The 22,739-nt window shown below is 75.5% G+C and carries 18 protein-coding genes; 10 read left to right on the forward strand and 8 right to left on the reverse strand.

From position 1 onward, the window contains the following. Positions 1–169 precede the first annotated feature (169 nt). Positions 170–1,636: an aminotransferase class V-fold PLP-dependent enzyme gene (locus tag KBZ10_RS11345; protein WP_210987441.1), complete on the forward strand. Its 1,467-nt coding sequence runs from the start codon at positions 170–172 to the stop codon at positions 1,634–1,636. 37 nt (positions 1,637–1,673) lie between these two features. On the opposite strand, the gene KBZ10_RS11350 is transcribed toward KBZ10_RS11345, so the two are convergent. After that, positions 1,674–2,648, reverse strand: coding sequence for a carbohydrate kinase family protein (locus tag KBZ10_RS11350; RefSeq protein ID WP_210987442.1), 975 nt, complete (start codon positions 2,646–2,648; stop codon positions 1,674–1,676). Between the two features lie 178 nt (positions 2,649–2,826). Here KBZ10_RS11350 and KBZ10_RS11355 point away from each other — a divergent pair, with 178 nt between their 5' ends. Together KBZ10_RS11355 and KBZ10_RS11360 are read left to right on the forward strand one after the other, a co-directional pair. Next, a complete protein-coding gene (locus tag KBZ10_RS11355) occupies positions 2,827–3,066 on the forward strand; it encodes a hypothetical protein (RefSeq protein WP_210987443.1) in 240 nt (79 codons plus the stop codon). Between the two features lie 162 nt (positions 3,067–3,228). Further along, the gene (locus KBZ10_RS11360) at positions 3,229–4,902 is read left to right on the forward strand and encodes a hypothetical protein (protein ID WP_210987444.1); all 1,674 of its coding nucleotides are present in this window, start codon (positions 3,229–3,231) and stop codon (positions 4,900–4,902) included. 109 nt (positions 4,903–5,011) lie between these two features. On the opposite strand, the gene KBZ10_RS11365 is transcribed toward KBZ10_RS11360, so the two are convergent. Then, positions 5,012–5,368, reverse strand: a complete 357-nt coding sequence (locus tag KBZ10_RS11365) for an iron-sulfur cluster assembly accessory protein (protein WP_030543065.1) — start codon at positions 5,366–5,368, stop codon at positions 5,012–5,014. Positions 5,369–5,634: 266 nt separating this feature from the next. On the opposite strand from KBZ10_RS11365, the gene nadA reads away from it, so the two are divergent. Further along, positions 5,635–6,813 (forward strand): quinolinate synthase NadA, encoded by a 1,179-nt coding sequence (gene nadA, locus KBZ10_RS11370; RefSeq protein WP_210987445.1) that lies wholly within the window; start codon positions 5,635–5,637, stop codon positions 6,811–6,813. A gap of 107 nt (positions 6,814–6,920) precedes the next feature. Here nadA and KBZ10_RS11375 read toward each other — a convergent pair whose 3' ends face one another. The 5 genes from KBZ10_RS11375 to KBZ10_RS11395 form a co-directional block, all read right to left on the reverse strand. Continuing rightward, positions 6,921–10,145: an efflux RND transporter permease subunit gene (locus tag KBZ10_RS11375; RefSeq protein WP_210987446.1), complete on the reverse strand. Its 3,225-nt coding sequence runs from the start codon at positions 10,143–10,145 to the stop codon at positions 6,921–6,923. A 279-nt stretch (positions 10,146–10,424) separates the two neighbouring features. After that, positions 10,425–11,135, reverse strand: coding sequence for a response regulator transcription factor (locus tag KBZ10_RS11380; protein ID WP_210987447.1), 711 nt, complete (start codon positions 11,133–11,135; stop codon positions 10,425–10,427). After that, complete coding sequence (locus KBZ10_RS11385; RefSeq protein ID WP_374223333.1) at positions 11,132–12,541, reverse strand: sensor histidine kinase; 1,410 nt, start codon at positions 12,539–12,541, stop codon at positions 11,132–11,134. The genes KBZ10_RS11380 and KBZ10_RS11385 overlap by 4 nt, the downstream gene beginning before the upstream one ends. 103 nt (positions 12,542–12,644) lie before the next feature. Further along, entirely contained in the window at positions 12,645–12,923 is a 279-nt protein-coding gene (locus tag KBZ10_RS11390) for a hypothetical protein (protein WP_210987448.1), read from the reverse strand. A gap of 84 nt (positions 12,924–13,007) precedes the next feature. Continuing rightward, a complete protein-coding gene (locus KBZ10_RS11395) occupies positions 13,008–13,853 on the reverse strand; it encodes a PspA/IM30 family protein (RefSeq protein WP_210987449.1) in 846 nt (281 codons plus the stop codon). A gap of 299 nt (positions 13,854–14,152) precedes the next feature. Here KBZ10_RS11395 and KBZ10_RS11400 point away from each other — a divergent pair, with 299 nt between their 5' ends. Next, the gene (locus tag KBZ10_RS11400) at positions 14,153–14,746 is read left to right on the forward strand and encodes a DUF3043 domain-containing protein (RefSeq protein ID WP_307847346.1); all 594 of its coding nucleotides are present in this window, start codon (positions 14,153–14,155) and stop codon (positions 14,744–14,746) included. Positions 14,747–14,865: 119 nt separating this feature from the next. Continuing rightward, entirely contained in the window at positions 14,866–15,603 is a 738-nt protein-coding gene (locus KBZ10_RS11405; protein WP_374223334.1) for a class I SAM-dependent methyltransferase, read from the forward strand. A gap of 208 nt (positions 15,604–15,811) precedes the next feature. On the opposite strand, the gene KBZ10_RS11410 is transcribed toward KBZ10_RS11405, so the two are convergent. Continuing rightward, the gene (locus KBZ10_RS11410; RefSeq protein WP_210987451.1) at positions 15,812–16,021 is read right to left on the reverse strand and encodes a hypothetical protein; all 210 of its coding nucleotides are present in this window, start codon (positions 16,019–16,021) and stop codon (positions 15,812–15,814) included. A 195-nt stretch (positions 16,022–16,216) separates the two neighbouring features. Here KBZ10_RS11410 and KBZ10_RS11415 point away from each other — a divergent pair, with 195 nt between their 5' ends. The 4 genes from KBZ10_RS11415 (at position 16,217) to KBZ10_RS11430 (ending at position 22,509) form a co-directional block, all read left to right on the forward strand. After that, the gene (locus KBZ10_RS11415) at positions 16,217–17,419 is read left to right on the forward strand and encodes a bifunctional adenosylcobinamide kinase/adenosylcobinamide-phosphate guanylyltransferase (RefSeq protein ID WP_210987452.1); all 1,203 of its coding nucleotides are present in this window, start codon (positions 16,217–16,219) and stop codon (positions 17,417–17,419) included. A 298-nt stretch (positions 17,420–17,717) separates the two neighbouring features. After that, positions 17,718–18,959, forward strand: a complete 1,242-nt coding sequence (cobT, locus tag KBZ10_RS11420) for a nicotinate-nucleotide--dimethylbenzimidazole phosphoribosyltransferase (RefSeq protein ID WP_210987453.1) — start codon at positions 17,718–17,720, stop codon at positions 18,957–18,959. 789 nt (positions 18,960–19,748) lie between these two features. Next, entirely contained in the window at positions 19,749–20,504 is a 756-nt protein-coding gene (locus tag KBZ10_RS11425; RefSeq protein ID WP_247702233.1) for an adenosylcobinamide-GDP ribazoletransferase, read from the forward strand. Positions 20,505–20,979: 475 nt separating this feature from the next. After that, complete coding sequence (locus KBZ10_RS11430) at positions 20,980–22,509, forward strand: leucyl aminopeptidase (protein WP_210987454.1); 1,530 nt, start codon at positions 20,980–20,982, stop codon at positions 22,507–22,509. Positions 22,510–22,739 lie beyond the last annotated feature (230 nt).

Genomic DNA, 22,739 nt, shown 5'->3' on the forward strand with positions numbered 1-22,739 from the left:
CGGGGAGGGTGCCCAACGCGCCGCGCGACTCCCCGAAGGTGGGGAACGCGGCCCTCCGCACCCCCGGAACCAGAGCCTCCGGCCCGTCCCGGGCCCGGGACGGACCCCGCTCGGGCGGCTGTCCGGGACGGGCGTGTCGGGCCCGCCGGGCAGGGGTTAGCGTCGGGGCGTGGCCTACTTCGACTCCGCTTCCTCCGTGCCGCTCCACCCCGTCGCCCGGCAGGCCCTGCTCGCCGCGCTCGACGAGGGCTGGGCCGACCCCGCCCGGCTGCACCGCGAGGGCCGGCGCGCCCGGATGCTGCTCGACGCGGCCCGGGAGACCGCCGCCGAGGCGGCCGGCTGCCGGCCCGACGAACTGGTCTTCACCTCCTCCGGCACGCGCGCCGTGTACGACGGGATCGCCGGCGCCCTCGCGGGCCGGCGGCGCGCCGGGCGGCATCTGCTGGTGTCGGCCGTCGAACACTCCTGCGTCCTCCAGTCGGCCGCCGCCCACGCGGCGGACGGCGGCAGCGTGGAGGAGATCGGCGTGGACCGCACCGGCCGGGTCGACGCCGGCCGCTACGCCGGCGCGCTGCGCCCCGGCACCGCGCTGGCCTGCCTCCAGTCGGCCAATCACGAGGTGGGCACCGAGCAGCCGGTGGCGGAGGTCGCCGAGGCGTGCCGGGCCGCCGGGGTACCGCTGCTGGTGGACGCCGCGCAGTCGCTGCCGTGGGGCCCGGTGGCCGGCGGCTGGTCGCTGCTGACGGCGAGCGCCCACAAGTGGGGCGGGCCGCCCGGGGTCGGGCTGCTGGCCGTACGGAAGGGCGTGCGGTTCGCGCCGCGCGGCCCGGTGGACGAGCGGGAGTCCGGCCGCGCCCCGGGCTTCCCGAACATCCCGGCGGTGCTGGCCGCGGCCGCTTCGCTGCGCGCCGTGCGGCAGGACGCGGAGGGCGAGGCGGCGCGGCTGCGGGCGCTGGTGGACCGGATCCGGGCCCGGGTGCCGGCGCTGGTCCCGGACGTCGAGGTGGTGGGCGATCCGGTGCGGCGGCTGCCGCACCTCGTCACCTTCTCCTGTCTCTATGTCGACGGGGAGGCCCTGCTGCACGGGCTGGACCGGCGGGGCTTCTCCGTCTCCTCGGGTTCGTCCTGCACGGCGAGCACCCTGGTGCCCAGTCATGTGCTGCGTGCCATGGGCGTGTTGTCGGAGGGCAATGTCCGGGTGTCCCTGCCGGCCGGGACCGCCGCGGAGGACGTCGAGCGGTTCCTCGCCGTCCTGCCGGAGACGGTGGCCGAGGTGCGCGGCCGACTGGGCGCCCCCCTGCCGGGGGACGCGGCCGCCGGCTCCCCCGGCATGCCGGCGCCGGAGCGGGCGGCTCCCGCGGCCGCCGCTCCGGAACGCGGAACCGCCGCGGACGGAACCGCCGCGGAGGAACCCGCGCTCACCGTGGACGCCCTGGGGCGGCGGTGCCCGATCCCGGTGATCGAGCTCGCGAAGGTCATCGGGGAGGTCCCCGACGGCGGAGTGGTCGCCGTCCGGGCCGACGACGAGGCGGCGCGGCTCGACATCCCGGCCTGGTGTGCCATGCGCGACCAGGAGTACGTCGGCGAGCGCCCGGCGGAGCGCGGTTCGGTGTACCTGGTGCGCCGCCGGGCGTGACGGGAGCCGGGGCGGCCCGGGAGGGAGCCGGGGCGGCTCAGGCCAGGTGGGTCCGGACCTCGGCCGCCGCCTCGTGGCCGTAGGCCTTGGTGAAGCGGTCCATGAAATGGGCGCGCCGCAGTTCGTACTCCTGGGTGCCGACGGTCTCGATGACGAGGGTCGCCAGCATGCAGCCGATCTGGGCCGCGCGCTCCAGTCCGACGCCCCAGGCGACGCCCGCCAGGAAGCCGGCGCGGAAGGCGTCGCCGACGCCGGTCGGGTCGGCCTTGGTCTCCTCCTCGGCGGTGCCGACCTCGATCGGCTCCTCCCCCGCCCGTTCGATCCGCACGCCGTTGGCCCCGAGGGTGGTGACGCGGGTGCCGACCCGGCCCAGGATCTCCTCGGCGGTCCAGCCGGTCTTGGTCTCGATGAGCCCCTTCTCGTACTCGTTGGCGAAGAGGTAGGTGGCGCCGTCGAGGAGTATCCGGATGTCCTCGCCGGTCATCCGGGCGATCTGCTGGGAGAAGTCGGCGGCGAAGGGGATGTTCCGGGTCCGGCACTCCTCGGTGTGGCGGAGCATCGCCTCGGGGTCGTTCGCCCCGACGAGGACCAGGTCCAGTCCGCCGACCCGGTCGGCGACCGACTTCAGCTCGATGAGGCGGGCCTCGCTCATGGCCCCGGTGTAGAAGGAGCCGATCTGGTTGTGGTCGGTGTCCGTGGTGCAGACGAAGCGGGCGGTGTGCAGCATCTCGGAGATCCGCACGGAGCCGGTGTCCACGCCGTGCCGCTCCAGCCAGGCGCGGTACTCGTCGAAGTCCGGCCCGGCGGCGCCGACGAGGACGGGGCGGACGCCGAGCTGGCCCATGCCGAAGGAGATGTTGGCGCCCACTCCGCCGCGGCGCACCTCCAGGGCGTCGACCAGGAAGGAGAGGGAGACCGTGTGGAGCTGGTCGGCGACCAGCTGGTCGGCGAAGCGGCCGGGGAAGGTCATCAGATGGTCGGTGGCGATGGAGCCGGTGACAGCGATACGCACGGCGGGCTTCTCCTGCGGGCGGCGGAAGGGGACAGCTCACGCTACCCGGTCCGGGCGCCGCGTCCGACCGGGGAAAACTACCCGATAGTAGGGCTTTCTCGACCAGGGGCGGGCTGCATACGGTGCGGGGAGACAGGCGTTCCGCCTGTGCGGTTCACAGCCCGGCCCAGGAGTCGTCATGCCGATCACATCGAACCACCCCGGATCCCCCGCGCTCTCGGCCACCGCGGACCCCACGCCGCTGGAGCTGGACGGCGGCCTGGCCGAGCTGCGCGGCGACTGTTCCCGGATGGTCCCGCACTGGCGGACGGCGGCCGCGGCCGCCGCCGAACCCGTTCCGCCGTCGCGGATCCACGGCATCCGGGTGCCGGCCTCCTCGGCGCGGCTTGTGGACGGAATGTCGGAGTACGGCGACTGAACCCGTCCGGATAACGGAATCCCGGAACCCGAAAAGGGGGAACCGTACGCTCCTCCGCTCCGTCCCATCGGCGTGTCCCGGTCAAGGGGCCCGAGATGAACCGATACGCGGGGGCGGCGCAGGCCGTCGTCCCGCGTCGAGCGGATCGATAGGAGCGATGCGGTGACCACCGAGCGATCCCCGGAGGACGCACCGGAGCAGCACGCCCCGGACAGGCCGCGGCAGCGGCGTTCCACGATCATCGCCGCGTCGGTCGCGGCGGCGGTGCTGCTCCTCGGCGGCGGCGGGGCGTACTGGGCCTCCACCGCGGGCGACGGCGGCGGCGCCCCGGCGGCGGCCGACCCCCCGCCGCTGCGGCTGGACGGATACGGCGAATCGACGGCGGAGGGGCCCGGGATCGCGCCCGGCGAGCCGGACCCCGCCGGCCGGTCCTACGTCGCGAAGGGCGAACTTCCGGACGGTCCGGACACCGCCGCCGTGCACCGGCCGCGGGGAGAGGTCGGCCGTGCCGCCGCGGAGCGGCTGGCGCGGGCCCTGGATGTGCCGGGCCGGGCGCGACTGGCCGGTGACACCTGGACGTTCGGGCCCCTCCGGGACGCGACGGGTCCGAAGCTGGACATCGCCCGGAACGCCCCCGGCACCTGGACGTACCGGCGCTACGGCCCGGGCGGCAGCGACAACTGCGCCGAGGCGCCGACCGCGCCGAAGGACAAGGAGGAGAAGGGGGAGAAGGGGGAGGGCTCCGGCTCGGGCAGTTCCTCCTCCCCCGCGTGCCCCGCCCCGCCCGACCTCAACGGCCGCGGCGAGCCCCTCTCCGCGGCGGAGGCGAAGCGGGCCGCCGGGCCCGTCCTCAAGGCCGCCGGTCTGGCGGACGCCGAACTGGACGCCGGTACCACCATGGGCGCCGTCCGGGTGGTGAACGCGAACCCGGTGGTGGACGGCCTGCCCACCTACGGCTGGCACACCGGCCTGCGGATCGGGCCGGAGGGCGACGTGGTCGGCGGCAGCGGCCATCTGGCCACGCTGGAGAAGGGCCCCGAGTATCCGGTGCTGGGCGCGGAGGAGACGCTGGAGCGGCTCAACCGGTCCGCCGGCGGCGGACGGGTCGGCATCGGCGGCTGTGCGTCGGCGGTGCCGCACGCGGACGGCGCCGAGCCGGCGGGTCCGTCCTGCGATGAGCCCCTCACCGCGCCGAGCACCCTGCCCGCGCCGATACGGTCCGGCCAGGACGACCCGGCGCAGGACGGCCCCGCCCCGGAGCAGGGCTCCGGGGGCGAGGACGCCCCGCGGAGCGACGAGCCGGGGCGGACGAAGCCCGCGAAGCCCGAGCCGGCCGCGGTGCGCGAGGCCGTCTTCGGTTACGCGACGCACTTCGTGGCCGGGAAGCAGGCCCTGGTGCCCGCCTGGCTGTTCGAGGTGGAGGCGCCGGGCGCCGGCGAGGGGGACACCTTCACGGTGACCTATCCGGCGGTGAAGCCGGAGTACATCGCGGGGAACGGCGGCTCCTCCGCCCCCGGGGACGAGCCGACCTCCGGACCCGCCGAACCGGGCGAACCGGGCGGGGACCAGGCCCTCACCCGGGCGGAGAGCTACAGCGCCGACGGCCGGAAGCTGACGGTCCGCTTCTGGGGCGGGGTCTGCACGGACTACGCACTGAAGGCCGAGGCCACCGGGAAGCGGGTCACCATCCGGATCACGGGCACCGAGAAGGAGCCCGGCCGGGCCTGCGTCAAGATCGCGGAGCTGATGGAGGAAACGGCGCAACTGGCGGAGCCCCTGGGCGACCGCCAGGTCGTGGACGCGGCGGACGGCGAGCGGGTCGCGCCGCAGAAGTGAGCCCTCCGGCCTCCCACCGCGGGGACGGGCCGGACACGCCCGAGGCGGCGGACCGTGTGGTCCGCCGCCTCCGGTGTGTCCCGCGTGCGCCGCCGGCCGGCGGCGGCGGTCAGCTGAAGGAGTCGCCGCAGGCGCAGGAACCGGTGGCGTTGGGGTTGTCGATGGTGAAGCCCTGCTTCTCGATGGTGTCGACGAAGTCGATGGAGGCACCGCCCAGGTAGGGAGCGCTCATCCGGTCCGTGACGACCTTGACCCCGTCGAAGTCCTTCACGACGTCGCCGTCGAGGGAACGCTCGTCGAAGAAGAGCTGGTAGCGGAGACCGGAACAGCCACCGGGCTGCACCGCGACCCGCAGCGCGAGGTCGTCGCGGCCTTCCTGCTCCAGAAGGGCCTTGACCTTGCTCGCGGCCGCGTCGGACAGGAGGATGCCGTCGCTCGCGGTGGTCTTCTCGTCCTGAACGGACATCTGCTTCTCTCCCGGGTTGTACGGATCGCTTGCCGTCGGCTCAACCCACGGCGCCCCGGATTCATTCCGGGCGGCGGTGTCGCCTTCACTTCCGCTGTTCATGCTCGCACACCCTCGCGGCGGGGACACAGTTCCGGCGGGCCGCCGGCCGCCGGACGGATGCGTCACATCGACACAAGCGCCATCGTCAAAGTGACGTGAAGCGGTTATGATAGATAGCGTCATTCAGACGAAAAGGGTGTCTGCAGAACAGGAAAAGGTGCGCAGTGACCACCGCTCAGCCTCTCGACGTGTCTCCGACACCGCTCGCTCTCCTCCTGCTCGGCCGCGAGGCCGACGCCCGGAGCGAACGCGGTGTGGAATGCCCCGGCGACCTGCCCGCGCCGTCCGACCCGGACCTCGTGGCCCGCGCCGCGGCGGCCAAGGCGAAGCTCGGGGACAAGGTCTTCGTCCTCGGCCACCACTACCAGCGGGACGAGGTCATCCAGTTCGCCGACGTGACCGGTGACTCCTTCAAGCTCGCCCGGGAGGCCGCCGCCCGGCCCCAGGCGGAGTACATCGTCTTCTGCGGTGTGCACTTCATGGCCGAGTCCGCGGACATCCTGACCGGCGACGCCCAGCAGGTCGTCCTCCCCGACCTCGCCGCCGGCTGCTCGATGGCCGACATGGCCGGCGCCGAGCAGGTCGCCGAGTGCTGGGACGTGCTGACCGACGCGGGCATAGCCGACTCGACCGTGCCCGTGTCGTACATGAACTCCTCCGCCGACATCAAGGCCTTCACCGGGCGCAACGGCGGCACGATCTGCACGTCCTCCAACGCCCGGCGGGCGCTCGAATGGGCCTTCGAGCAGGGCGAACGGGTGCTCTTCCTCCCCGACCAGCACCTCGGCCGCAACACCGCCGTACGGGACCTCGGCCTGTCCCTGGACGACTGCGTGGTCTACAACCCGCACAAGCCCAACGGCGGGCTCACCACCGAGGAACTGCGCGCCGCGAAGATGATCCTGTGGCGCGGCCACTGCTCGGTGCACGGCCGCTTCTCGCTGGACTCGGTCAACGAGGTGCGCGAGCGGGTGCCGGGCGTCAACGTGCTGGTGCACCCGGAGTGCCGCCACGAGGTCGTCGCCGCGGCCGACCACGTCGGGTCGACGGAGTACATCATCAAGACCCTGGAGGCCGCCCCCGCCGGCTCGAAGTGGGCGATCGGCACGGAGCTCAACCTCGTCCGCCGGCTGGCGAACCGTTTCGCCGCCGAGGACAAGCAGATCTCCTTCCTCGACAAGACGGTCTGCTTCTGCTCGACGATGAACCGGATCGACCTGCCGCACCTGGTCTGGGCCCTGGAGTCACTGGCGGACGGCACGGTCGTCAACCGCATCCAGGTGGACCCGGAGACCGAGAAGTACGCGAAGGCCGCGCTGGAGCGGATGCTCGCGCTGCCGTAGCCCGCGGGCAGAGGCGAGGGCCCGTCCCGCACCGGAGAGGTGCGGGACGGGCCCTCGTGCGTCGAACCGGGCGTCGAACCGGGCGTCGGGCGGTGCGTCCTCCGGCGTCAGACGCCGGCCGGTTCGGCCTCCCGGGCGCCGTCCCGCGAGCCGGATCCCTCCTCCCGCCCCCCGGCGGACCGCGCCCGCTTGGCGGCCCGCTTCGCCGCCCGGCGCTCCTTGCGGAGCTCGACCATCGCGTAGAGGGTCGGCACCAGCAGCAGCGTCAGCAGCGTCGAGGTGACCAGGCCGCCGATCACCACCACGGCCAGCGGCTGCGAGACGAACCCGCCGTCGCCGGTGACCGCGAGCGCCATCGGCAGCAGGGCGAAGATCGTGGCGAGCGCCGTCATCAGGATGGGCCGCAGCCGGTGCCGGCCGCCCTCGATCACCGCCTCGACGATCCCGTACCCCCGGGCCCGGTACTGGTTGACGAGGTCGATCAGCACGATGGCGTTGGTGACCACGATGCCGATCAGCATCAGCATGCCGATCAGCGCCGGAACGCCCATCGGGGTGCCGGTCAGCACCAGCAGTCCCAGCGCGCCGGTGGCCGCGAACGGTACGGACACCAGCAGGATCAGCGGCTGGACCAGCGACTTGAACGTCGCCACCAGCAGCAGGAAGACGATCGCGACGGCCGCCAGCATGGCCAGCCCCAGCGCGGAGAACGCCTCGTCCTGGTCCTGCGAGACCCCGCCGATCCCGGCCTCGGCGCCCTCGGGCAGCTCCAGCGCGTCGAGGGTCGTCCGGAGCTCGGCGCTCACCGCCCCCGTGTTGTCGCCGGTCGGCTTGGCGGTGACGGTCGCGGCGCGGGCGCCGTCGATCCGGGTGGTGCCGGCCGGGCCGGGCACCGACTCGATCTCGGCGACCTCCCCGAGCCGCACCGTGCCCGCGGGGGTGGGCAGCCGGAGCTTCCGCAGCCCGGCCTCGGTGGTGACGGGCCGTGCGGACTTCACCACGACGTCGCGTTCGGCGCTGCCGAGCACGGCCGTGCCCGCGGTGGTGCCGCGCACGGCCTGGGTGACCGCCTGGCCGAGCGTGCTCTCCGTGAAGCCGTACGCGGCGGCCTCCGGTTTGGCGGAGACGGAGATCCGGGGCACGGACCGGGAGAGGTCGCTCTGGACGTCCGTGACGCCGTCGAGCTCCGCCACCGCGTCGCGCACCCGGTCGGCCGCCTCGCGCAGCACCCCGGCGTCGGCCGCCTTGACGACGACGCTCAGGTTCTGGTTGCCGAAGCCGTCACCGGCGGAGACGGTGGTCTCCCCGATGCCGTCCCCCAAGTCCGCCAGGCCGCGGCGGATCTCGTCGACGACCGCGGCGGAGCCGTCCGAGTCCTTCAGCCGGACCTGATACGTCGCCTGGTTGGCGTCCCGGCCGCCGCCGAAGGCCGCCATGATGCCGGAGGAGCCGACGGTGACCTGGTGGTCGGCGACCCCGTCGATGCCGTCGAGCATCCGCTCGATCCTCCGGGCGGCCTCGTCCGAGACGGACAGGGCGGTGCCGGGCGGCAGTTCCTGCTTGATCGAGACGGTGTCGGTGTTCCCGGGGTCGAAGAAGTTGGTCTTGAGCAGCGGGGTGATGCCGAAGGTGCCGACGAGCACCACCGCGGCGATCACCAGGCTGGTGACCCGGCGGCGGGTGGCGAAGCGCAGCACCGGCACATAGGCGCGCTGCAGCCGGCTGCCCGCCTCCTTCTCCTCGGCCGCCCGGCGCAGCGCCTCCGGGCCGGGCCCCGCGCCGCCGTCCGCGGCCTCCGGGGCGCGCAGGAACCAGTACGAGAGCACGGGCACGATCGTCAGCGAGACGATCAGCGAGGCGAGCAGGGCGACCGTCACCGTCAGCGAGAACTCGCCGAACAGCGCGCCGACCATGCCGCCGACCAGCCCGACCGGCAGGAACACCGCCACCGTGGTGAGGGTCGAGGAGGTGATGGCCCCGGACACCTCGCGGACCGCGCCGATGATGGCCCGTTCCCGCTCCTCGCCGTAGCCGAGGTGCCGCTTGATGTTCTCCAGGACGACGATCGAGTCGTCGACGACCCGGCCGATGGCGATGGTGAGCGCGCCCAGCGTCAGCATGTTGAGCGACAGGTCACCGGTCCACAGCACCACCAGGGTGACCACCACGGAGAGCGGGATGGACACCGCCGTCACCAGCGTCGAGCGCAGCGACACCAGGAAGACGAGGATGACGAGCACGGCCATGACGAGACCGAGGAGCCCTTCGGTGGTCAGGCTCTCGACGGACTTCGACACCGCGGGGCCCTGGTCGCTGACGACGGCCAGCCCGGCACCGGAGCCCAGGCTGCGCTCCAGCTCGGGGAGTTTCTCCGCCACGGCCTCGGAGATGGCGACGGCGCTGCCGTCCTGGCCCATGGTGAGCACGACGCCGAGGCTGGGCTCGCCGTTGGTGCGGGTGAGCGAGGTGGCCTCGGCCGGCTGCTCCTCGACCTCCGCGACGTCACCGAGGCGGACCGGCTCCGCGGCCCGCTCCGCCCCGGTGGCGCCCGCGGCGCCCGCGGCGGCGGGGCCGCCCTGGCCGCCGGGCGCCGGGGTGAGGCGCAGCTCCTCGATCTCCTCCAGGCTCGTGTACCCTCCGCCGACCCGCACCGTCCGGTTCCTGCCGTCCTCGTCGAACGACCCGGCGGGCATCGTGGCGCCGTTCGCCCGCAGCGCCTGCGTCAGCGCGGCCGTGCTCAGCCCGGCCCGGGCGAGCTTCTTCTCGTCCGGGGTGACGGCGACGATCCGGTCGCGCACGCCCTCCAGGGTGACCCGGCCGACGCCCTCGATGTCCGCCAGCACCGGCAGCACCGAGCGCTCCAGGCGGCCGGCCAGCGCCTGCTGGTCCTCCTCCTCCGAGGTGGCGGCGAGCACGACGGCCGGGATGTCGTCCGTGGAGCCCGCGACGACCTGCGGGTCGACGCCGTCCGGCAGCTGGGCGCGGGCCCGGTTCACGGCCTGCTGGACATCGGCGACGATCCGGTCGGTGCCGTCCCCGTAGTCGAACTGCGCCATGATCACCGCGGAGCCCTCGCCGGCCGTGGAGGTGACGCCGGTGATCCCGTCGACCGCCTGGACGCCGTCCTCCAGGGGGACGACGACCTGCTTCTCCACCACGTCGGGGGCCGCGCCGGGGTACGGGGCGATCACCGACACCATCGGCAGTTCGATCGAGGGCAGCAGCTGCTGCTTGAGCTGGGGTATCGCGATGGTCCCGAAGACCACCGCGACGATCGCCACGAGGGCGACCAGTCCCCGTTGGACGAGGCTGATACGGGACAGCCAGGACATGGGTGCGGATCTCGCTTTCCGGAGGTTCGTCGGTTCCGGCTTTCCCGGGGCACGTCCCGGGAGGGCACGCCGGACGGCGCCGGACGGGCAGGGCCGGCCGGCGGGAGGGGCCTGCGGCCCGTCCCCACGATCCCCCACCGCGGCGGCGGCTTCGTCACCCCTCTGGGCGGTTCCGCCGGCCGCACGTACCACGGACGCAGTACGCGACGCGGCTCCGGCCGGGACCCGCCGCGCGGGTGGGGCCGGGCCCGCGCGCCGGGACGATCCGGGCCGGGGGCGCTACACCCGGGGCCGCACCAGGCCCGACTCATAGGCGATGACGACCAGTTGGGCCCGGTCGCGGGCGCCGAGCTTGGCCATCGCCCGGTTCACGTGGGTCTTCACGGTCAGCGGGCTGACGGTGAGGCGCTCGGCGATCTCGCCGTTCGAAAGACCCGCCGCGACCAGGCCCAGCACCTCCCGCTCCCGGCCGGTGAGGACGTCCAGCCGGCCGGCGCCCCCGTCGCCACCGTCGCCGCCGGCGCGGCCGTCCCGCGCGGGCGGCTCTCCCGGCGGCGCGCCCTGGGAGAGGAAGGAGGCGATGAGGGCGGTGGTCGCCGCCGGCGACAGCAGCGACTCCCCCGCCGCGACGGTGCGGATCGCCGCCAGCAGTTCCTCGGGCTCCGCCCCCTTGCCGAGGAACCCGGACGCACCCGCCCGGAGCGACTCCACCACGTACTCGTCCACCTCGAAGGTCGTCAGCATCACCACCCGTACCCCGGACAGCTCCGGATCGGCGCTGATCAGACGGGTGGCGGCGAGCCCGTCGGTGCCGGGCATCCGGATGTCCATCAGGACGATGTCGGCCCCGAGCTCACCGGCCAGCCGGACGGCCTCCGCGCCGTCGGACGCCTCACCGACGACCTCCATGCCCGGCTCGGAGTCGACGAGGATCCGGAAGGCGCTGCGCAGCAGGGCCTGGTCGTCGGCGAGCAGTACCCGGATGGTCATATGGCCCCTTCTCTCCGGCGCACGCGCCGGCGGGCGGCGTCCGCGGCGGACATCCCGTCGGCGGTGAGCGGCAGGCGCACGTGGACCCGGAAGCCGCCCCCGCGGTGCGGACCGGTCTCGCACACGCCGCCGAGCGCCGTCACCCGCTCCCGCATGCCGAGCAGGCCGTGGCCGCCGGGCGGGGCGGGGGAGGCGGGCTCCCCGCCGCCGGGGCCCGCTCCGCCGGCGCCGGCGGAGCCTGCGCGGCCTGCGCGGCCTGCGCGGCCTGCGCGGCCGGGGGCACCTGCCCCGTCGTCGAGGACGCTGACCTCCAGGACCCCCGCACCCCGCGCTATCCGGATCCGGGCCGCGGCGCCCTCCCCCGCGTGCTTGTGCGTATTGGTCAGCGCCTCCTGCACGACCCGGTAGGCGGTGAGGTCCACCGCGGCGGGCAGTTCCCCGGTCACGGCCGCGGCTTGTTCCGGGCGGCGGCTGAACCACGGGCCGCGCGGCTCGGTGGAGGACACCTCCACGTCCACCGGCAGTCCGGTCCGCACGAAGCCGCCGACCAACTGGTCCAGCACGCCCAGGCCGGGGGCGGGCTCGGTCGGCGCCTCCGGGTCGCCGTACTGCCGGAGCAGGCCGACGGTGGTGCGCAGCTCGTTCAGCGCCGATCGGCTGGCCTCCCGCACGTGAGCCAGCGCCTCCTTGGCCTGGTCGGGGCGGTTGTCCATGACGTGCGCGGCGACCCCGGCCTGCACATTGACCAGGGCGATGTGGTGGGCCACCACGTCGTGCAGCTCTCGGGCGATCCGCATGCGCTCCTCGGCCACCCGGCGGCGGGCCTCCTCCTCGCGGGTGCGCTCGGCCCGTTCGGCGCGCTCCCGGATGGCGTCGACGACGGCGCGGCGGCTGCGGACGGCGTCTCCGGCGGCCGCGGCCATGCCCATCCAGGCCGAGATGGCCAGGTTCTGCTGCCCGTACCAGGGGCGGGGCCCGAACACCGCGGCGGCCGTGGTGAGGGCGAGGACGGCCACGGCCCCGGCCCGCCAGGTCGTCGTACGGTCGGTGCGGGAGCCGACGGTGTACAGGGCGACGGCCGCGGTCAGCGCGATGGGCGTGCCCTCCTCGCCCGGTCCGGTGACCAGTTCGAGGAGGGTGAGCGCACTGGTGGTGACGAGGACCCGGGCCGGCATCCGCCGCCGCAGGATCAGCGCCGAGCAGGAGAGGACCGCGATGAGGACGCTGGAGACCTCGGGGGTGCGGTCCCCGAACCGGGGCTGCTCGTACGGCCTGTGGTCCACCGCCAGGCTGACGAGGACGAGCACGAGCACGACGCCGGCGAGCGCGGCGTCGAACGCGAGAGGGTGCGAGCGCAGCCAGCGCTGCGAGCGGGCCATGCCCGGACCGGCGGCGAGGGTTGTCACAGCAGCACACGGTACGGGGTCCGGCGGCCGCCCGTGACCGGCCCGGCCCCGGGACCCGCAGGTCCGGGGCGCAGCGGCTGGGGGCTGTCCGCCGCGCCCGCCCTCAGCTCGGGATGAGCCCCTCGTCGCCCAGCATCGCCCGGACCTCGTCCAGGGTCGCCTCGGGCGACGGGAGGATCAGCTCGGAGGGCTCCAGGGCGTCGTCCGGCAAGGGCTCCCCGAACTCCCGTACGGCGTCGAGCAGCGCGTGGAGGGTGCGCCGGAAGCCGGGTTCGTCGCCGCCCTCCATCTCCGCGAGCAGCTCGTCGTCCAGCTTGTCGAGCTCGGCGAAGTGGCTGTCGGCCAGCCTCACCTGCCCCTCCCCCATGATCCGTACGATCACGACGACCTCCTCTGCCGCTGGCGGCCCGCCGGGGCCGGTCCGGGTGCCCTGCTTCCGGTGCCCTGCTGTCCGGTGCCCCGCCGCTCAGTGCTTGCCGAAGTCCGGCGGGGACTGCTGCTGATTCTGCGGCTGTCCGCCCTGCGGCGCCTGCTGGGGCTGCGCCTGCGGGGACGGCGTCTGCTGGTCCTGGGCCCGGCCGCTCTCGATGGCCTGCTGCTGGGTGCTGCCACCGGCCAGCTCCGCCTTCATCCGCTGGAGCTCCAGCTCGACGTCCGTGCCGCCGGAGAGCCGGTCCAGCTCGGCCGCGATGTCGTCCTTCGCCATGCCCGTCGGGTCGTCCAGCGCCCCGGAGGCCATCAGCTCGTCGATCGCGCCGGCGCGCGCCTGGAGCTGCGCGGTCTTGTCCTCGGCACGCTGGATCGCGAGGCCGACGTCGCCCATCTCCTCGGAGATGCCGGAGAACGCCTCACCGATCCGGGTCTGCGCCTGGGCGGCGGTGTAGGTGGCCTTGATGGTCTCCTTCCGCGTGCGGAAGGCGTCGACCTTGGCCTGCAGGCGCTGGGCGGCGAGGGTGAGCTTCTCCTCCTCGCTCTGCAGGGTCTGGTGCTGCGTCTCCAGATCCGTCACCTGCTGCTGGAGCGCGGCCCGGCGGGACAGGGCCTCGCGGGCGAGGTCCTCGCGGCCGAGGGCGAGCGCCTTGCGGCCCTGGTCCTCCAACTTGCCCGACTGGTTCTGCAACTGGCCCAGCTGCAGCTCCAGCCGCTTGCGCGAGGTGGCGACGTCCGCGACGCCGCGGCGGACCTTCTGCAGCAGCTCCAGCTGCTTCTGGTACGAGTAGTCGAGGGTCTCGCGCGGGTCCTCCGCCCGGTCCAGGGCTTTGTTGGCCTTCGCGCGGAACATCATCCCCATCCGCTTCATGACACCGCTCATGGGTCTCGCGCGCCCCCTTCTCCGGGCTCGTCCTCGGGCAGTCCTCGGACCCACAGTAAGGGCCCTGCTTCCATTACCGCACTGATCGGCCCCGGATGCGCTCCTCCTGCAGGACGATCACGGGACGGCCTTCTCCGGCGCAGGGAGTAGGCCGTGGCCCCAGGGGTCTGGTACCCCGCCGCCGGCGACCCCCACCGGCCGGTACACCACCCCGCTCCCCGTACCGGGCCCGACCGTTGCGGGATCGTGCCCGGTACGGGTTGGGGTTCCGCCCCGGGAACCCCGTACCCTTGGGTTTCGTGTTCCGTAGCCGTTCCAAGGATGAGCAGGCCGCCACCCCCCGGGTGGCCGCGAGCTCCAAGCAGCCCCGCGACCCGCAGGCCCCCAAGGGCCGGCCCACGCCCAAGCGCGCGGTCGCCCAGTCGCAGCGCCGCACCGTGGCCGCCACTCCGGCCAACCGCAAGGAGGCCGCCAAGCGTGCCCGCGAGGCCCGCCGCGCGGAACTCGCCCGGCAGCGCGAGGCCCTCGCCAGCGGTGACGAGCGCCATCTGCCGGCCCGGGACAAGGGGCCGGTCCGGCGCTTCGCCCGCGACTTCATCGACTCCCGGTTCTGCGTCGCGGAGTTCTTCCTGCCCCTGGCGGTGATCATCCTCATTCTGAGCATGCTCCCGTCGATGCAGGTCAAGAACGCCTCGTTGCTGCTGTGGATGGGCGTCATCGTGATGATCGTGATCGACTCCATCGGCATCGGGGTCCGGCTGCGGAAGCAGCTGGCCGCCCGCTTCCCGGACCAGCCCCGCCGCGGAGCCGTGGCCTACGCCCTGATGCGCAGCCTGCAGATGCGACGACTCCGGCTGCCGAAGCCGCAGGTCAAGCGCGGAGAGCGGCCCTGAGCACGGACAGTGCAGCGGGGGCCGGCCGGACGACGGCGGAGACCGACTGGCAGCCCGAGGGGGCGGCCAACTGGCTCGGCGGTCCGGAGGGGATCCGCACCATCGTCCGCCGGGAGCTCGTGGCCCGGCAGCTGGAGGAGCAGATCGCCGCGCGCTTCCCGGTCGGGCAGCGGCTCCGGGTGCTCGACGTGGGCCTCGGGCACGGCACGCAGGCGCTGCGGCTGGCCCGGGCCGGCCACCGGATCACCGGCCTGGAGTCCCATGCGCCGCTGATCAAGGCCGTGCGCACCGCGCTGGCCGCCGAACCCGAGGGCATACGCGAGCGGTTCAAGCTGATCGAGGGCGACAGCCGCGAGACGGGTGTGCACTTCCTGCCCGGCAGCTTCGACGTGGTGCTCTGCCACGGAGTGCTGATGTACACGGAGCAGCCCGACCCGTTACTCGCCGGCCTCGCCCGGGTGCTGGCACCCGGCGGCCTGCTGTCGCTCCTCGTACGGAACGCCGACGCGCTCGCTATGCGCCCGGGACTGGCGGGTGACTGGGAGACCGCGCTCGCCTCCTTCGGCGCCCTCACCTACGCGACCCGGGCCGGCCGCACCGCCCGCGCCGACCGTCTCGACGCGGTCACCGCCACGCTCTCCGGGATCGGGGCCCCGCTGCAGGCCTGGTTCGGAGTGCGGGTCCTCACCGACCAGGTGGCCGACAACGCGCATCCCGGCAGCGTGCGGGAACTGGAACTCATGCTGGCCGCCGAGGACCGCGCCGGGCGCACCGACCCCTACCGCTCGGTGGCGGCGCTGCTGCATCTGTGCGGAGTCCGCGGCGCGCCGGCCGCGGAAGCGGCGACGGAGGCGTAGGCCGGGCGGACGCGGCACCGGGCGGCGGGGAAACGGGCCCCCGGGGAGCCGGTACGGCTTCGCCCCGCGTGAAAGGGATGGCAGGCTCGTCACTCACCCTCGCCACGCCGGGTGGCCGGGCCGGCCCGCGCGGTCCCGCCGGGGGACGGCGAGCACGGGCCGTCCGGCGCGCCGCCGCTGCGCCCGCCGCCCGCGCCGCCGCCCCGGATCAGCCCTCGGCGGCGCTGAGGCTCATCGGGCCGTAGACCTCCGTGCCGTCCTCGAAGAGGGTCACCTGCTCGGTGCCGCCCTCCAGGAGCTCCTTCCACACTTCGCCGATCCAGGACTCCGCGTCGCCCTGGGTGCTGAACTCGCCCGGCTCGACCGCGGGCACCGTCTCCGTCCCGTCGGACTTCTCGAACCGCCACGTCCACACCATGTACGCCTCCCGGCTGCCGGCTCCTGTGATGAGGTGCTGGGCCCACCCTAGAGGGCGGCGGCGACGGCGCCCTCCGGCGCCCCGGCCGGCCCGCCGCCGGGTGTCCCGCTCCGTCCGGGAGCGGACCGGAGCGCACCGGGGCGCGCCCGGCAGGCCGCGCGCGCCACCGGCCCCGGGACGCGAGACGATCAGGGCGTGGAACTCACTCTCCTCGGCACCGGGGCACCGGGCGGACTGCCGCTCCCGGGCTGCCCCTGCGCGTCCTGCGCGACGGCCGTCCGCGCGGACGCCCGGACCGCCACCTCGGTCTTCGTCGACGGCGCCCTCCTTCTGGACCTGACTCCGGACGCCGTGCCGGCCGCCGCCCGCGCCGGGCACTCCCTGCGGGGCGTACGGCAGGTGCTGCTCTCCTATCCGCGCACCGGCCCGGCCGCCGGGGTGCCCGCCGGGCTGCCCGCTCCCGGGCGGGTGCCGGAGGGCCGCGAGCTGGCGCTGATCAGCGGGCACCGGATCAGGGCGGTCCCGGTGGACGCTCCGGGCACCGGCTACTCGGTGACCGGGCCGGACGGGGACGAACTGCTCTATCTGCCCCCGGGCGCGGCACCGGCGGGCGGCCTGCCGCCGCGGCCGGCCCCGTACGACGTGGTGCTGCTCGACGTGCTGGGCCGGCCCGAGGCGCTGGCCCGGCTGCGGGCGGCCGGGGCGGTCACGGCCGCCACCGACGTGATCGGCGTGCACCTCGGCCACGGGGCCCCGCCGGGTGCCGAGCTGCACCGGCGCCTGGCGGCGGCGGGCGCCCGGACCGTACCGGACGGCACGACACTCGGCGCCCGGGAGCACGCCCCGCCGCCGGGCCCGCCGCGGCGCACCCTCGTGCTGGGCGGCGCCCGGTCCGGCAAATCGGCGGAGGCGGAGCGGCGGCTGGAGTCGTTCCCGGACGTCCTGTACGTGGCGACGGGCGGCACCCGCGACGGCGACCGGGAGTGGGCGGCGCGGGTGGCACTGCACCGCGAGCGCCGGCCGGGCGGCTGGCGGACCACCGAGACCTGCGATCTGGTACCGCTGCTGGCCGGTGACGGCCCTCCGCTGCTGGTCGACTGCCTCGCGCTGTGGCTGACGCACACGATGGACGCGGTGGGGGCCTGGGACGACGAGGTGTGGGCCGCCGGCGGCCGGGGCGCGCTGCGGGAGCGGACGGAGGAACTGGTCTCCGCCGTCCGCTCCGCCCGCCGCACCGTCGTGGCCGTCTCGAACGAGGTGGGATCGGGCGTCGTGCCGGCCACCGCGTCGGGGCGCCGCTTCCGGGACGAACTGGGCCGGCTCAACGCGGCCGTGGCGGCGGAGTGCGAACACGTCCTGCTGGTGGTCGCCGGACAGGCCCTGCCCCTGCGGGGCTGAGGCGCGGAGCCGGTCCCCGCGCGCCTTCCGGGGGCTCCGCACCCGCCCGCCCCCGGAACGCCCGGGCACCGGCGGCCGGCCTCCGGGCCGGGGGACACGGCTCCCGGACCAGTGCGGACCAGCGCCGCTCCCGGCGCAGGCCGCGGCACCGGTCCGCACCGGTCCGGACCGGTCGGCACCGGTCCGGACCGGTCGGCCGGGGCCGTGCCGTCAGCCGTCCGCCGCCCGTACCCCGCCGGTGGCGGAACCTCGCCCCGCGGCGCCCGGGCATGCGCCCGGCAACGGTAGTGTTCGGCGGATGAGCGGTCTGAATCTCGATGACTTCGGCAATCTGATCGAGCGCCCCGACTCCGGGGTACGGCGTGACGCCGAAGAGCGCAGGGAGCGGCTCGCGGTCCGGCCCGGGGCCCTCGGGCGGCTGGACGATCTCGGGGAGTGGCTCGCCGCCGCGCAGCACGCCGTCATCGTCAGGCCGGTCGAACGGCCCCGCGTCGTGCTCTTCGCCGGCGACCACGGGGTGGCCGCGCTGGGCGTCTCCGGCCGCCCCGCCGGCAGCGCGCACCGGCTGGTGCGCGCCGTCCTCGACGGGGAGAGCCCGGCGGCCGTCCTGGCCCGGCGGTTCGGAGCCGGGATACGCGTCGTGGACATGTCGCTGGACTGCGATCCCGGCGCGTTCCCCGAGGAGGTCGTACGCCACCGGGTGCGGCGCGGCTCGGGCCGGATCGACGTCGAGAACGCGCTCACCTCCGAAGAGGCCGAACAGGCGTTCCGTGCCGGGATGGCCGTCGCCGACGAGGAGGCCGACTCCGGCACCGACCTCGTGGTCCTCGGCGACCTCAGCGTCGGCGGTACCACCGCGGCGAGCACCCTCATCGCCGCCCTGTGCGGCACCGACGCCTCCGTGGTGACCGGCCGCGGCGGAGCGGGCATCGACGACCTGGCGTGGATGCGCAAGTGCGCGGCGATCCGGGACGCGCTGCGCCGCGCCCGGCCGGTCCTCGGCGACCAGCTCGCCCTGCTCGCTGCCACGGGCGGCGCGGACCTCACCGCCATGACCGGCTTCCTGCTCCAGTGCGCCGTACGCCGCACCCCGGTGATCCTGGACGGGGTCGTCTCCGCCGCCTGCGCACTGGTCGGGCAGCGCGTGGCCTTCCGGGCTCCGGACTGGTGGCTCGCGGGCCAGGCGAGCGGCGAGCCCGCACAGGAGAAGGCCCTGGACCGGATGGCCATGGACCCGCTGCTGGACCACGGGGTGACGGCGGGTGAGGGCACCGGCGCCCTGCTCGCCCTGCCGATGGTGCAGGCGGCGGCCGCCCTGCTGGCGGAGCTCCCGGAACGGCGCGAGGACCGGCGCGACGCGGCGGACGAGCCAGGGCCCGCCCCGGAGTCCGGGCCGGCCCGGGGAACGGACTCGGGGCCGGGAACGGACTCCGGTCCGGGAACGGACTCCGGTCCGGGAACGGACTCGGCGCCGGCCTCGGAACCGGAGCCCACCACCGCATCGGCCGCCCGGGAGACGCCCGGGGACGGAACAGCCTGACGGACGTCCGGACACCCGGCCTCGGGGCCATCGCTTCCGCCGGGCGGTCACCGGCCCCAGCACGCCCGTACCCGGAGAGAGCCGGGTTCCGGTATCCGGGTCCCTGAACTCCGGGCCCGGGCCCGGGCCCGGCGGCACCGCAACGCCGGAACACCGGGCGGCCGCACGCCGGGGGACGGACACCGGGCGGTGACCCGCACGCCGTCCCTCTTCCCGGCCGGCACGGCCGGCACAGGCGGCACGGGCGGCACAGGCGGCACAGGCGGCACAGGCGGCACAGGCGGCACAGGCGGCACAGGCGGCACAGGCGGCACGGCCGGCACGGCCGGCACGCGGGCAGGCCCGGGCCGCCGCGCCCGCCGCGCCCGCCGCGCGAGGACCCGGCCGGCATCCGCGCGGCACCGCCCATTGGCGGTCGGCGGGGCGCCGGATAACCTGCGCCGCGTGACCGAGCCGACTGCCGACGACCCGAGCCGTGCCGCGCCCCCGGGCGACGGCCCCGCTCCCGTCTCCCCCGCGGGGGGCTCCGCACCACCGGACGGCGAACCCGCCTCCCCGGGCCGGGACCTGCCCGCCGCCCGGGCGGCGGACGGTGCCTCCCGGGACCGGGACCCCACCGCCCCGGGCGAGGGGCTCTCCTCCCCGGCCGCGGAGCCCCGGGACGAGCGCCCCCCGCCGCCGGACGCGGGCCCGGTCCCCCCGGACGGCGGCCCCGCGCCTCCGACCGCCGCGCCTCCGCCCGGAAGGCCCGGGGCCCCCGGTGAGGGCGCGGCCACCCCGGAGGACGCGCTGCGCTTCGCTTTCGGCACGCTGACGGCGCTGCCGGTGCGCGTCACCCGCTGGGACCGGGCGGCGGCGCGGGGCGGCATGGTGTGCGCCCCGGCCGCCGGTGCCGTCCTCGGCCTCTGCGCGGGGCTGCTCGGGGGTGTCCTGCTCCTGCTGGGCGCCGGTCCGCTGCTCGCCGCAGTCGCCGCTGCCGCCGTACCGGCGGCGCTCACCCGCGGGCTGCACCTGGACGGTCTCGCCGACACCGCCGACGGCCTCGGCAGTGGCAGGCCCGCCGGGGAAGCCCTGCGGATCATGAAGCAGCCGGACATCGGCCCGTTCGGGGTCGTCACCCTCGTCCTCCTGCTGTTCGCGCAGACCGCGGCCCTGTCCGAGCTGTACGCGGAGGGCTGGGCGCCGGGCGCGGTCGCCGCCGTCGTGGCCGCGGTGGCCGCACGCGGCGCGCTCACTCTCGCCTCCCGTGCCGGAGTGCCCGCGGCCCGTCCGGGCGGTCTGGGCGCGGCGGTCGCGGGCGCGGTCCCCGTGCGGACGGCGTTCGCGGCGGCGGCCGTCGTCACGGCGGTGTGCGCCGCGGCCGGGGCGGTCCTCGGTCCGTGGGCGGCCGCGCGGACCGCGCTCGCCGTCCTGGCCGGTCTCGGCGCCGCCGAACTCCTGCTCCGCCACTGCCGGTCGCGGTTCGGCGGGGTGACGGGCGACGTCTTCGGCGCCCTCGCCGAGACGGCCGCGACGGCGACCCTGGTCGTGCTCGCCCTCGGCTGAACAACCGTACGGGAGGCGGCTCCCGGGCTCCTGCCCGCCGTTCCCGTCCGGGGCCCCGGGCCGGCCGGCGCCGGTCGCGGTCCGTTCCCCGGCGTATCTGTGTCCGTCGTCACGCCGCCGGACGGCGGGGGCAGACGGCGGAGGCAGACGGCGGAGCCGAAGGACGGAGCCGAGGACGGGCGGTCTCGGAAGAACCGCCCGCGATCCGCCGGGGCGTCAACTGCCGTACGGGGCCCCCGACCCGCACCCGCCCCGTCCCGCGCGGCCGGAGGCCGGGCGGCGGAAGGGCCGGCGGGCCCCGCCCGCCGCGTCCGGGCACTGAACGGGCCGCCCGGTGAGGGCTAGGGTTCCCGGTGAAGCACCCCCCACGCCCGTCCATCGGCGGCCGGCATCCGCCCGCCGCATACGATGCCCCGGGCGCGGCCGGCCCATCCATCGGCCGAGGAACTCAACGGAAGAGAGAGACCCCACCACCGTGACTGCACTGACTCTCAGCACTTCGTCCCCGGCCGCGCTCCGCGCGGACGCCATCGTCGTCGGCGTGGCCAAGGGCGCCAAGGGGCCCGTCCCGGCGGCCGGAGCCGAGGCCGTGGTGAAGGCCTTCGACGGCAAGCTGGCCGCCGTCCTGGAGACGCTCGGCGCCACCGGCGGCGAGGGCGAGGTGACGAAGCTCCCCGCGCCGTCCGGTCTCAAGTCCCCGGTCGTGCTGGCGGTGGGCCTCGGCGACGCCCCGGCCGAGGGCGGCCGCTTCGACGGCGAGGTGCTCCGCCGGGCAGCCGGTTCGGCGGCCCGTGCGCTGGCCGGTGCCAAGAAGGGCGGGTTCGCCCTGCCGGTCGAGGACGCGGACGACGCGGCGGCCGTGGCGGAGGGCGCGCTGCTCGGCGCGTACACCTTCACCGCGTACCGCTCCGCCCCGGCCGGCGGCCGGAAGAAGGACGACAAGAGCACGCCGCTGGCCGAGGTGACCCTGCTGGGCGGCAAGCCGCGCGACAAGGCGTTCAAGGCGGCGGCGGAGCGCGCGACGGCGCTGGCCGCCGAGGTCAACCGGGCGCGCGACCTGGTCAACATGCCGCCCAACGACCTGCACCCGAAGGCGTTCGCGGCGTCCGTGCAGGAGGCCGCCAAGGAGCACGGCCTGAAGGTCGAGGTGCTGGACGAGAAGGCGCTCGCCAAGGGCGGCTACGGCGGCATCCTCGGCGTCGGCAAGGGCTCGGAGAACCCTCCGCGGCTGGTCCGGATCGCGTACACGCACGCCAAGGCCAAGAAGACCCTCGCCCTGGTGGGCAAGGGCATCACCTACGACTCGGGCGGCATCTCCCTCAAGCCGGCCGGCCACAACGAGACGATGAAGTGCGACATGAGCGGTGCGGCCGCCGTGTTCGCCGCCGTCACCGCCGCGGCGCGGCTGGGTGTCGCGGTCAACGTGACCGGCTGGCTGGCGCTGGCCGAGAACATGCCGTCCGGCTCGGCGACCCGTCCCGGCGACGTGCTGCGGATGTACAGCGGCAAGACCGTCGAGGTGCTGAACACCGACGCCGAGGGCCGGCTGGTGCTCGCGGACGCCCTGGCCCGCGCCTCGGAGGAGAAGCCGGACGCGATCGTGGACGTGGCGACGCTGACCGGCGCGATGGTGCTGGCGCTGGGCAACCGCACGTTCGGGATCATGTCGAACGACGACGCCTTCCGCACCTCGCTGCACGAGATCTCCCAGGAGGCGGGCGAGCAGTCCTGGCCGATGCCGATGCCGGCGGAGCTCCGCAAGGGCATGGACTCCCCGGTGGCCGACATCGCCAACATGGGCGAGCGGATGGGCGGCGGGCTCGTCGCCGGTCTCTTCCTGAAGGAGTTCCTGGGCGAGGGCATCACCTGGGCGCACCTGGACATCGCCGGCCCGGCCTTCCACGAGGGCGCCCCGTACGGCTACACCCCCAAGGGCGGCACGGGTTCGGCGGTCCGCACGCTGGTGCGGCTGGCCGAGCGCACCGCGGCGGGCGACCTGGGCTGACGGGCCGGGCCCCGCCGCGGGCCGCCGGAGCTCCGCCGCGGAGCCCCGCCGCGGAGTTCCCGCCCCGTCGCCCGCCGGAGCGCCCGCGCTCCGGGCACCGCCGGCCGCCGCCGGACCCGGAACACCGGTCCGGCGGCGGCCGGTGCCGTTCCGCGGCGGCACCGGGAGGGCGCCCGGACGGCCCGGCCGGGGCCGCCCCCGGCCGTGCCGCGTTCGCCCGTCCGTTCGCC

The organism is Streptomyces sp. F63 (assembly GCF_018070345.1).
In the GTDB taxonomy this organism is placed as follows: Bacteria; Actinomycetota; Actinomycetes; order Streptomycetales; family Streptomycetaceae; genus Streptomyces.